The following is a 12,155-nucleotide window of genomic DNA, read 5'->3' on the forward strand; positions in this document are numbered from 1 at the left end:
TTTTTTTAGATTTTTTTAAAGATAAACTGAAACTGTCTTAATGTTTTTATAAAAGTTGGTTATTAATGTTAAAGTTTAACTTTGATAATTTTAATTTTTAATAAATTTTATGGATTCTCTTCCTGTGTTGTTGTGGAAATTAATTATATAAGGTCCTGAAGATAAGTTGTTAATATTAAATTTGTATTTTTTAGTAATTGGAGATGTAATTATATCTCTAGATAACTGTTTAATGTATTGACCTTGGGTATTGTATAATTCAATTAGAATATTGTCACTTGATAAGAATTCGATGCTGAAATTTAAAGTTGATTCAACAGGGTTGCTCTTAAATTTGATGTTTAATTTTTTTCTACTCTGTTCTTTAGTATTATTGTTTCCAAGAGCTTCATCAGTAAATTTGTAAATGGAAGTGCCACTTGCATAAGCCAAATTAGAGTTAATAATAAAAATCCTGTTTAGGTTATTTCCAATATTTAGGTTTGTCCAGTTTTGTCCACCATCTATTGTTTCATAAAACCCAGTAGTATGTCCTCCCATCCAGCCATGGTTTTCAGAGATAAAACCTATAGCTTGTATGTCTATTTCTGGAGCATCGAATGAATCCCAATTTATACCACCATCGGTTGTTTTTATTAATTTTCCAATATTAGGAGATATCGACGAAATTGAACCAAATATGATATCTGTATCATTTTCAAAGATTTGAAGCTTCCATACATATTCTCCTATAATATTAGAATTGAAAATTTCTGTCCATGTATTGCCACCGTCTATAGTTTTTAGTACAGTTGCTCCACTATTGTTTCTACCGCTAACAAAACCAATTTTCTCTGTTAAAAAATGAATTTCTACCAATGCGTTGGCGTAAGAAGACATATCAATGAATTGCCAAGTTAGACCACTATCTGTAGATTTAATAATATGTGCGGGTGAAAAATATGCACCACAACCATAAATAGTAGATGTTCCAACCGTATCTAGACCACAAATAGCAGGCGGATTTGGAGATATGTTTGTAGCTTCAGTCCAATTAGTTCCACCGTCAATAGTTTTGAAAAACTTTCCGTTTAGAGTACCTAAAAAACCAATGTCTTTATTTAGAAACTCTATGTTTCTAAAATAATAATTACCTCCAAGCATATTTTGGTTTAATTGTTCTGACCAAGTCTTTCCGCCATCTATAGTTTTGTGAATGGAAGCGTAATATCCATTTGCAGCCCATCCTGTGTTTTCATCAATGAAGAAAACATCATCAAACCTTTGGTTGTTTATGTTTGGAGAAATGTTGGATAAAGTTTGCCAAGTAGATTGAGATAAAGCGTTAAAAAAAAATAGGAGGAATAAATATTTTATTGTTTTCATGTAGTTTTTTAAGAGAAAGCAATGTAATAAAAAAAGCTTTAGAATTATCTAAAGCTTTTCTTAAATTAAGTTTTTTAAAGATTTATTTTCGCATCACTCTAACATTCATTTCTTCTACTTTTTTATCAGATAACGGAGAAGGCGAACCAAATAATAAGTCTTCACTGGTTCCTGTTTTCGGGAATGCCATAACCTCTCTAATAGATGCTTTCTTTTCTAAAATCATCATCAATCTATCAACACCCCAAGCAATACCGCCGTGTGGTGGTGCGCCGTAATGGAATGCTTCGTACATCGTGCCAACACTTTTAAGCATTTCTTCTTTGTTGTAACCCATGTTTTTATAGGTTGCTTCTAATATTTCTGGCTTATGAGCACGGACAGAACCTCCGCCAATTTCGTAGCCATTTAGTATTAAATCGTATTGTTGTGCAATGATGGTTCCAATTTCATCTTCCTTACCATTCATATGCTTATCAATATCATAGGTTGCTGGCATAGAGAATGGGTTGTGCGTAAATGTCCAACGGCCTTCATCTGTTTTTTCAAACATAGGAAAATCAACTACCCATGCAGGTCTTAATTCTTTAGGGTTAATTAATTTTAGCATCGCTCCTAATTCTTGACGCACAGCGTCTAGAGCTTTATTAGCAGTTTCGTAATCGGCAGCAGAAAAGAATACAATATCACCAACTTGAGCATTGGTAGCTTTAATAATGCCAGCAGCAATATCTTCACCTAAGAATTTAATTATTGGCGATTGTAAATCATTTTCGTTAACAATAATATAGGCTAAACCGCCTAAGCCGTTTTGTTGTGCGGTTGCCGTTAGTTTTTCTATTTGTCCTTTAGATAAACGTTTTTTGCCTTGTTCTTCTTTAGATACTTTGATGCATTTTACAATACCGCCATCATCAATAGGTTTACTAAATACTTGGAAGGTTGTTTCTTTTACAATGTCAGTAATGTCTTCCATCTGTAATCCGAAACGTAAATCTGGTCTGTCGCAACCATATTTATCCATAGCATCTTTATAAGTGATAACTTCAAACGGACGTAAAATCCATTTTTTACCATATATTTTTGATACGATGTTGTTAAACATAGTTGTATTCAAATCTATAATTTGTTGCATACTTGCGTATGCCATTTCAATATCTAATTGTGTGAATTCTGGTTGACGATCGCCACGAGAGTCCTCATCTCTAAAACAACGTGCTATTTGGAAATATTTCTCATAACCAGACACCATCAAAATTTGTTTGAATTGTTGTGGCGCTTGTGGTAGCGTATAAAAAGAACCTGCTTTTTTTCTAGTAGGTACAATAAATTCTCTAGCACCTTCATCGGTGCCAGCAGTTAATATTGGTGTTTCTACTTCAATAAATTCTTGTTCGTCTAAAATATCACGCATCAATTTAATGACTTTGTGGCGATTAATCATTGCTCTGCGAACATCGTCATTTCTGTGATCTAAATATTTATATTGAAAACGAACAGATTCATTTGTTTTTGTGGCTCTCTTTATTTCGAAAGGCAAAGTCTTAGATAAGTTTAAAATATCTAAATGCGATGTTTCTAATTCTATAGTTCCTGCACGAAGTGATGCGTTATAATCATCTTCTTTACGCTGAACAACCGTTCCTGTAACTGTAATTACCGATTCTGGTTTTAGCTTTACAAGATCGTCTAGATTAGCAAACGATTCTCTACTTAAACGGACTTGGAAAATTTCGTTGCTAGAATCGCGTAAATCAATAAACATAAGCTCACCATGATCTCGAACACTAGACACCCAACCGGCAAGTGTAACAGTTTCTGAAATGGAACTTTCTGATAAATCGGATATTTTATGTGTTCTATATTCGTCTTTAATAATTAAAGGAATCTCAGGAAGTACCTCTTCGGTTTGAGCTGTTTCTTGTTGGTTATTGTTTGTTACTGTTTCTTTACTTCTTTCTTCCGTCTTCTGGCTATCAACATTAGTAGAAAGTACATTCAAAATACCTTGACGAATTACTTTTCCTGAAGCTCCTTTTCCAATAATAGCAATCACTTTTCCAACTAAGATTCCTGCTTTACCTTGGTTACCTCCTTTTATGTCGTTGGCAACGGCTTCATTTTCTAATATTACTTTTTGAATAGCATTTTCTATATCAGATTCAGAAATGGTATTGTCTTCAAAGTACTTGTTGTAGTTAAAATCTCTGTCTTTTAAATATCTTGTAATAGCGTTTTGAACGAGAACAGACGTTATTTTTTCGTCTTTAAAAAGTTGGAAGATTTCAATAAGATGTTCTATTCTGTGTATATCTGCATATTCATCGGCGCCAATATTATTTACTAAAGTTTTAGCAACAAAAGACGGATCTTTTATAACATTGTTAATAGCTACAAAAGTTTCAGAACGTAAAGAATCGGCTGTAAAAAACTTAGCATCTTGTGGTAAAACACCACCTTTTATTAAAATGGATTCTACGGCATAAGGAAGTGTGCTTAAATCAACATGAATAGATTCAATTACGTCTTTAATAGAAACAAACGGTAAATCGGGTTCAGATATAAAGCGATAATCTGCTTCAAACTCTTTTTTACGCATGGTTTTGGTTTGCTTCAATTCGGCATCCCATAAAACCGTTGTTTGATCTGGTCTAAATTCTTTATGCTCTAAAAAGTAGTTGAGTTGTTTTTCAACTTCTTCTTTTAAAGCGTCAACCATAAACTTAAAGGAGTTTAGGTTTTTTATTTCGGTACGCGGATTTAAATCGTAACTTCTTTTTTTACGAAGCGATACTGAAACGTCCGATTTAAACTCACCTTTTTCTAGATTCGCTTCACTTATTTTTAAATTTTGCACAATACGTTGTATGTATTGTGCATATGTTGAAGCATCTTCAATATGACGAATACAAGGTTCGGTAACAATTTCAATAAGCGGAACTCCTGCTTTATTAAAATCGACTAACGATGTTTTCTTTTCGTGCATCAATTTAGCAGCATCTTCTTCAATATGAACTTGTGTTAAATTCACGGTAAACTGAGAGCCATCATTACGGTAGCAAGACACTTGTCCGTCTGGAATCACAGGATTATGAAACTGCGTAATTTGTATGTTTTTAGGGTTGTCTGGATATTCGTAATGTTTTCTGTCCCAAGAAATAACTTCGTTTTCAAACGTCGATTTTACGGCTTTTCCAAAATAAATAGCCTTTGTAATAGCTTCTTTATTTATGGCTGGTAAAACCCCCATTTGTCCTGTACATACCGAACAAATATTTTGGTTTGGTGTATCTATTTCTTGATTAGGACAAGAACAAAATAACTTGGTTTTGGTGTTTAATCGAACGTGTGTTTCTAGTCCAATTACCAATTCTAAATCGTGGGCTTTTAAAGCCTCGTTTATTTGCTCTAATTCCATTATATCGTATCTTTTAAGAAGTTAGCAAACTTCAAAACAAGTTCGTCATTATTTTTTGCTGCCGTAATTTGTAATCCTGTTGCAGTACCTTGTGGTATGGTTAGCGTTGGTAATTGACCTAAGCTAAAACCTACTGTATACGCATCAGATAAATACATAGCGTGTGGGTCTTTTAAGCTATCACCTATTTTTGGAGGTGTGCTAGGTGTTACTGGCGATAGGATGATATCAACTTCTTTAAAATCGTTATTAAAATTTTCTGAAATTTGATCGCGAATCGCTAAGCCTTTTAAATAGATTTCATCTGAAAACCCTTGAGATAATACCTGGTTGCCACCAACAATTCTGCGTTTTGTTTCTTCTGAAAAATTCTCAGAACGTGTTACCGCATAGGTTTCTTTTAAATTTTCAGATTCAATTCTGTTGCCGTAGTTGGTGCCATCTAAACGAGATAGGTTAGAGGCTGTTTCTGCCATTGCTAAAGTGTAATAAGTAGAAACTAAAGTTTCAGATTCAAAGAAATCTAAAGCTTTTACCACAATACCTTTTGCTTTTATTTTTTCAATAGTTGCTAAGAAATCTGCTTTTACTTGTGCATCAATCGCATCACTTTCAATAAAATTTTTGAAGTAACCAACCGTTTTAATGCTATCGGAATTTAAAATTGAATCTTCGTTTATTTCCGCGGAAGCGTAAGTAGTTTGATCTTTAATATCTTTTCCACTCATTACATTCAACACAATTCGAATATCTTCAACAGATTTTGCTAAAGGTCCTACACAGTCTGTAGACGATGCATAAGCCATTAAGCCGTAACGCGAAATACGTCCGTAAGTTGGTTTTAAACCAAATATATTGTTGTAACCAGCTGGTTGGCGCACCGAACCTCCTGTATCTCCACCAATAGAAAATACCGTAAAATCTTTAGCCACGTTAACTGCCGACCCTCCACTTGATCCACCTGAAACTAAATCTGTATTTATAGCATTTTTAACAGCTCCAAAAATGGTGTTTTCGCTAGAAGAACCATGACCAAAACTATCGCAGTTTTCTTTTACAATAGGGATTGCTCCAGCATCTAATAGCTTTTGTATAGCTGTAGCAGTGTATGCCGATTTGTAGTTTTTTAATAAATTAGAACTCGCCGTTGTATACGTGCCTTGAAGCATATACACATCTTTAATTCCAAACGGAATGCCTTCTAGTAAACCTATGGTTTCTCCCTTAGCAATTTTAGCATCTACCTTGGCGGCTAAATTCAATGCTAAAGTATCTAATAGAACATTAACAGTATTGTGAGTATTGCTTTTTAGTAAATCTAATTTTTGTTGTACCAAATCTGTACAACGCACCTGTTTAGACACCAATTGCTGGTGTATTTGTTTTATTTGAGATTCCATAATTTTACTCTTCAATAACTTTAGCTACTACTAAATAACCATCTTTCTCTTTTGGGAAGTTTTCCTTGATGATTTGTTTTTCTGTTTCAGAACTTTCAATTACAACATCATCTCTTAAATCATTTAAAGACACGTAATTATTATTAACATTATTAAAGGTGTTATTTGTTGAATTAGCGTTTTTAATTACTTCAAATAATTTGTTCACAGCCTCAGAGGGTTCTGCTCCTTTAATACTCGACAAAATGTCGACTGTCATAATTTTACTCATACTTTAAATCTTAATTTTTATAGTGGAAATTTTAGGAGGTAAAATTACAAAAGTTTTCACTGAGTTTAAGTATTAAAGCTTTTAAACTTAATATTAGGTAGTTCTTGTTATAAGCTGTTTTAAAATATTTAGAATTAGCGGAATTTTGTTATAAATTTATATAGAAAAATGGTATAAGTTGAAAATATGAAAGGGCGTTTGTGAGGTTTGTTTGTCGGGTTTTAAAAGTGACGATAATTTTTTTGAAAAAAAAGGATAATTTTATGTTCTGTAAGTCGTTATTTGGAGACTTTGTAAAGAAAAGTAAAGCTCAAAACATCCTGTTTTAGCTGTTTTTTAGTTTTTACTAATTCTGTAATGTTAAATAAAATGGTGAAATCTAAAATAAGGTGCTTTTTAGACGATTTAAGAAGGTTTTGAGTAATTAACAAATGTTGATAATTATTAGATGGAATCGGTAAAATACTTTTAAAACGATTTAAAAAGCTGTATATTTGTTATTAACGAAAAATGATGCAAATGTGTCATTTTTTTTATGTAATGAAACTAAACTTTAAATTATAGATATATAATATGAGCGAAGAAAAAGAAGCTTTTAACGAGCATAATTATTCAGCAGATAGTATTCAGGCTTTAGAAGGTATGGAGCATGTTCGTATGCGTCCATCAATGTATATTGGAGATGTTGGTGTGCGTGGTTTACACCATTTAGTTTATGAGGTTGTAGATAACTCGATTGATGAAGCTTTAGCGGGACATTGTAATAATATTACTGTTACCATTAATGAGGATAACTCGATTACTACAGAAGATGACGGTCGTGGTATTCCTGTAGATTTGCACAAAAAAGAAGGTGTTTCTGCGCTTGAGGTTGTAATGACTAAAATAGGGGCAGGTGGTAAGTTTGATAAAGATTCTTATAAGGTTTCTGGTGGACTTCACGGTGTTGGTGTGAGTTGTGTAAATGCTTTATCAGAAAGTTTAAAAGCGACTGTTTACAGAAAAGGAGAAGTTTGGGAGCAAGAATACGAACGCGGAAAAGCAATCTACCCTGTAAAAAGAATAGGGGAAACTGATAAAAGAGGTACTACGGTAACTTTTAAGCCAGACCCTACAATTTTTACTCAAACTTTAGAGTATAGTTATGATACACTTGCAAGTCGTTTACGTGAATTAGCTTTTTTAAATAAAGGAATTACGGTTCATTTAATTGATAAAAGAACTAAAAAAGAAGATGGTGAATTTGAAGGTGAAACATTTCATTCAGATGAAGGTCTTAAAGAATTTATCAAGTATTTAGATGCAACTCGTGAGCCTTTAATGAGAGATGTAATTGCTTTTGAAGGTGAAAAAAATGGTGTGCCTGTTGAGGTTGCTATGATTTATAATACATCTTATGCAGAGAATTTACATTCGTATGTAAACAATATTAATACACATGAAGGTGGTACACATCTTTCTGGTTTTCGTCGTGGTTTAACACATACGCTTAAAAAGTATGCTGATGAATCTGGATTATTAGATAAATTAAAATTTGATATTGCAGGTGATGATTTCCGTGAAGGTTTAACTGCTATTGTGTCGGTAAAAGTTCAAGAACCACAATTTGAAGGACAGACTAAAACAAAGTTAGGTAACAGAGAAGTTTCTGCATCGGTAAGTCAAGCCGTTTCAGAAATGTTAACTGATTATTTAGAAGAGCACCCAGATGATGCTAAAACCATTGTGCAAAAAGTAATTCTAGCAGCGCAAGCGCGTCATGCAGCACAAAAGGCGCGTGATATGGTGCAGCGTAAAACGGTTATGAGTATTGGTGGTTTACCTGGTAAACTATCTGATTGTTCAGAACAAGATCCTGCAAAATGTGAAGTATTCCTTGTAGAGGGAGATTCGGCGGGTGGAACTGCAAAACAAGGTAGAGATAGAGCTTTTCAAGCTATTCTTCCACTTCGTGGAAAAATATTGAATGTTGAAAAAGCAATGACTCATAAGGTTTTTGAAAACGAAGAGATTAAAAATATTTTTACAGCTTTAGGTGTTACTATTGGTACCGAGGAAGATAGTAAAGCGCTTAATCTTTCAAAATTACGATACCATAAAGTGGTTATTATGTGTGATGCCGATATTGATGGTAGTCACATTGCAACTCTTATTTTAACATTCTTCTTTAGATATATGAAGGAGCTTATTGAAAACGGACATATTTATATTGCAACACCGCCATTATATTTAGTGAAACGTGGTGCTAAAAAACAATATGCTTGGTCCGATGCTGAGCGTGATCAGATTGTTTCAGAATTTGGAGATGGATCTAAAATTCAACGTTATAAAGGTCTTGGAGAAATGAATGCAGAACAACTTTGGGATACAACAATGAATCCTGAATATAGAACCATGCGTTTAGTTCAAATTGACAATGGGACTGAAGCCGATAGGATTTTCTCTATGTTAATGGGTGATGAAGTGCCGCCTCGTAGAGAATTTATTGAGAAAAATGCTATTTATGCAAATATTGATGCGTAAATAATACACTTTAAATTATTTTATAACCCTGATGTTTATTGCGTCAGGGTTATTTTTTTGCATAAAACACCGTTAAAATACATTTTTTAACGATTAAGTGTTGATTTATGTAGTTTTTTTAATATATTTGTACCAACCAAATTTAAAAAAATGAAAAAGATTACCCTACTTATGTTGCTTTTTGTAGCAACACAAATATCCAAAGCTCAAGAGCTAGGAGATATTATACTTGCAGCAGATGATGCTAGTAAGTTGACTGAGAATTATATTCGTCCAGTAATGAATGGATTAATGTATAGTATGAATGGTGGATGGTATTCTACAGCAAAGACACACAAAAAGTTTGGCTTTGATATAACAATTGATGCAAGTGCTTCATTTGTTCCTAAAGCAGATGAGATATTTCAATTTATACCAAGTGAGTATACATATTCAACGCTACCAAATGGTGAAACTTCTTTACCAACTATTATAAGTGGTGATGAGTCTGAGGCTAGAGTAGATATTAGAGTGCCTTTTCAAGGAAATACATATAAAGTAGCAAGTTTTAATATGCCAGGAGGTATTGGAGGTGATTTGCCAGGAAATGCAGTTCCAACTCCAATGGTTCAGTTAGGTTTTGGTTTGCCATTTCACACTGATATTAAATTAAGATATGTGCCAAAATTAAATTTTGATGATAATGGTGAAGCTAATCTTATTGGTATAGGTTTACAACATGATTTAATGCAGTATTTAGGCCCGTTAGATAACTTGCCGTTAAGCGTTTCTGTTTTAGTGGCTTTTACTAAAATGGATGTGTCTTATGGGTTTTCAGATGAAGACCTTACGGACGAGATAAGTGTTGTGAATGGAGAAACTGAGTTTAAAATGAATGCGGTTACTGTTCAGGCTTTAGGTTCTTTAGATTTTAAATTAGTTACATTATATGCAGGCTTAGGTTATAACAAAGGTTCTTCTTCAATTAAAATAAAAGGAGATTATGATTTAACTTATGATATAGAAGATAGTAATGGGAACCCTGTAGGAACAGTTAATGAATCAATTACAGATCCTGTAAATTCAGATTTTGATGCCAATGGTGTGAGGTCAACAATAGGAGCTCGATTAAATTTAGGCTTTTTTAAGATTTTTGGAGATTATACGCTTCAAAAATATAATACAGTATCAGCAGGAATTGCTTTTAGTTTTAGATAAAAATTTAAAAAAAATAATTGTTTAGTTTTAGTTAGTTTTTAGTTTTAGTTAGTTATGAAAAAAGTGCAAGATTTTATCTTGTACTTTTTTATTTAGAGTATTTAAATTCGTAATTTTGCAATACTAAAGTCATAAAATTCAATTATATATATTATGAAATTTATGTTATAATATATATATAATTAAAATAGATATAATTGATTCAATTACATAAAAGAATAAAAACAATTTAAAATTTAAATTATGAAAGTAACAGTTGTAGGAGCAGGAGCAGTTGGCGCAAGTTGTGCAGAATATATTGCTATTAAAAATTTCGCATCCGAAGTAGCATTGTTAGACATTAAAGAAGGGTATGCTGAAGGAAAAGCTATGGATTTAATGCAATGTGCATCTTTAAATGGATTCGATACAAAAATTACTGGTATTACTAATGATTATAGTAAAACAGCAGGAAGTGATATTTGTGTAATAACTTCAGGTATTCCTCGTAAACCAGGAATGACTCGTGAAGAATTAATAGGTATTAATGCAGGTATTGTAAAAAGTGTTTCTTCAAGTTTAATAGAGCATTCTCCAAACACAATTATTATTGTAGTAAGTAACCCAATGGATACCATGACTTATTTAGTTCATAAATCTACAGGTTTACCTAAAAATAGAATTATAGGTATGGGTGGTGCTTTAGATTCTGCACGTTTTAAATATAGATTAGCAGAAGCTTTAGAAGCTCCAATTAGTGATATAGATGGTATGGTTATTGGCGGACATAGTGATGTTGGTATGGTGCCATTAACATCTCAAGCAACAAGAAATAGTATTAAAGTTTCTGAGTTTTTAACTGAAGAACGTTTAGAGCAAGTAGCTGCCGATACGAAAGTTGGAGGAGCAACACTTACTAAATTATTAGGAACATCTGCTTGGTATGCGCCAGGAGCTGCAGTGAGTGGTTTAGTGCAAGCTATTGCTTGTGATCAAAAGAAATTATTCCCATGTTCGACTTTATTAGAAGGAGAATACGGTTTAAATGATATTTGCATTGGTGTACCTGTAATTTTAGGTAAAAACGGTATAGAAAGTATTGTTGATATTGATTTAAGTACTGCTGAAAAAGCACACATGCAAGCTAGTGCAGAAGGTGTTAGAAAAACTAATGGTTTATTAGAATTATAGTTGTAAATAATACATCGAAATTTATTTTCGATGTGTCATTTGAAGCTGTCATTCCTGTGAAAACAGGAATCTAATACCTTAAAATTGATATTTATATAAAGACTGTAGAAATACAGTCTTTATTTTTTTATATTTGACACATGAAGAAAAGGTGGTACATAAGTACTCTAGTTATTATTCTTACCGTTTTAGGTGCTATTTGTCATCAACAAGTTTCTGTACACAATCAGGAAATTGTATTGCAGTTTGCAAATGTTGATACAACTACTAATCAAGCTCAAAAAACCATTGCAATTGTAAAAAAACAATTGCAAGATATAGGTGTTGAAAATATACAAGTAAACGAAATTGAAGAAGGTAGCTTAAGAATAAGATATTACAGTAATACAGATGTTGCTAGTATAAGAGAAATCTTTTCTAAAGAGAAAAATGTAGTTATTGATTACGCTCATTTTAATCAAAAAGAAACCCCTTTTAAATTACCTTCAAACGAGGATTTATTTAGTTACGATCTTGATGTTTACGAAATAAATAATGACAATCATTTAGAATCAGGTTTAAATGGAAAGTTTGTTTTAGAACCAAAATCTGAAATTGATCGATTTTTTAATCCTAATGTATATTTATCTGCTAATGTTGTAAACATTACAGAAAAAGATAGTATTGTAAAAGTAGCCTATAAAGTTCGTAGGAATATTACGATTACAATAGATAATGCGTTACATAAAATACCCGAAGTTAGAGCTGGTCCAGTTTGCTAACGAAGGTTTGTTTTCTTCTAGATTATAAAACACTTCACAAAAAGAATTAC

Annotated in this window: 8 protein-coding genes; 4 read left to right on the forward strand and 4 right to left on the reverse strand. The window is 32.5% G+C overall.

The genetic code is table 11. The features are described 5' to 3' along the window. Nucleotides 1–90: 90 nt before the first annotated feature. The 4 genes from ACH5TW_RS13145 to ACH5TW_RS13160 form a co-directional block, all read right to left on the reverse strand. Entirely contained in the window at nt 91–1,365 is a 1,275-nt protein-coding gene (locus ACH5TW_RS13145) for a YCF48-related protein (RefSeq protein ID WP_439336958.1), read from the reverse strand. A gap of 82 nt (nt 1,366–1,447) precedes the next feature. Then, entirely contained in the window at nt 1,448–4,783 is a 3,336-nt protein-coding gene (gene gatB/aspS, locus ACH5TW_RS13150) for a bifunctional amidotransferase subunit GatB/aspartate--tRNA ligase AspS (protein ID WP_439336959.1), read from the reverse strand. Next, on the reverse strand, nt 4,783–6,183 hold the full coding sequence (locus tag ACH5TW_RS13155; RefSeq protein WP_439336960.1) for an amidase family protein: 1,401 nt from the start codon (nt 6,181–6,183) through the stop codon (nt 4,783–4,785). The genes gatB/aspS and ACH5TW_RS13155 overlap by 1 nt, the downstream gene beginning before the upstream one ends. Nucleotides 6,184–6,187: 4 nt before the next feature. Beyond that, nucleotides 6,188–6,454, reverse strand: a complete 267-nt coding sequence (locus tag ACH5TW_RS13160; RefSeq protein WP_439336961.1) for a hypothetical protein — start codon at nt 6,452–6,454, stop codon at nt 6,188–6,190. A 573-nt stretch (nt 6,455–7,027) separates the two neighbouring features. Between ACH5TW_RS13160 and gyrB the strand changes: the two genes are divergently transcribed. From gyrB to ACH5TW_RS13180, 4 genes are all read left to right on the forward strand, one after another. Further along, entirely contained in the window at nt 7,028–8,977 is a 1,950-nt protein-coding gene (gene gyrB, locus ACH5TW_RS13165) for a DNA topoisomerase (ATP-hydrolyzing) subunit B (RefSeq protein WP_439336962.1), read from the forward strand. A 150-nt stretch (nt 8,978–9,127) separates the two neighbouring features. Then, nucleotides 9,128–10,174, forward strand: coding sequence for a DUF6588 family protein (locus ACH5TW_RS13170; protein WP_439336963.1), 1,047 nt, complete (start codon nt 9,128–9,130; stop codon nt 10,172–10,174). Nucleotides 10,175–10,417: 243 nt separating this feature from the next. Beyond that, nucleotides 10,418–11,344: a malate dehydrogenase gene (locus ACH5TW_RS13175; protein WP_439336964.1), complete on the forward strand. Its 927-nt coding sequence runs from the start codon at nt 10,418–10,420 to the stop codon at nt 11,342–11,344. A 140-nt stretch (nt 11,345–11,484) separates the two neighbouring features. Beyond that, a complete protein-coding gene (locus tag ACH5TW_RS13180; protein ID WP_439336965.1) occupies nt 11,485–12,105 on the forward strand; it encodes a hypothetical protein in 621 nt (206 codons plus the stop codon). Nucleotides 12,106–12,155 lie beyond the last annotated feature (50 nt).

The sequence above is a fragment of the Thalassobellus sediminis genome (assembly GCF_044386045.1).
GTDB classification, from domain to species: Bacteria; Bacteroidota; Bacteroidia; order Flavobacteriales; family Flavobacteriaceae; genus Thalassobellus; species Thalassobellus sediminis.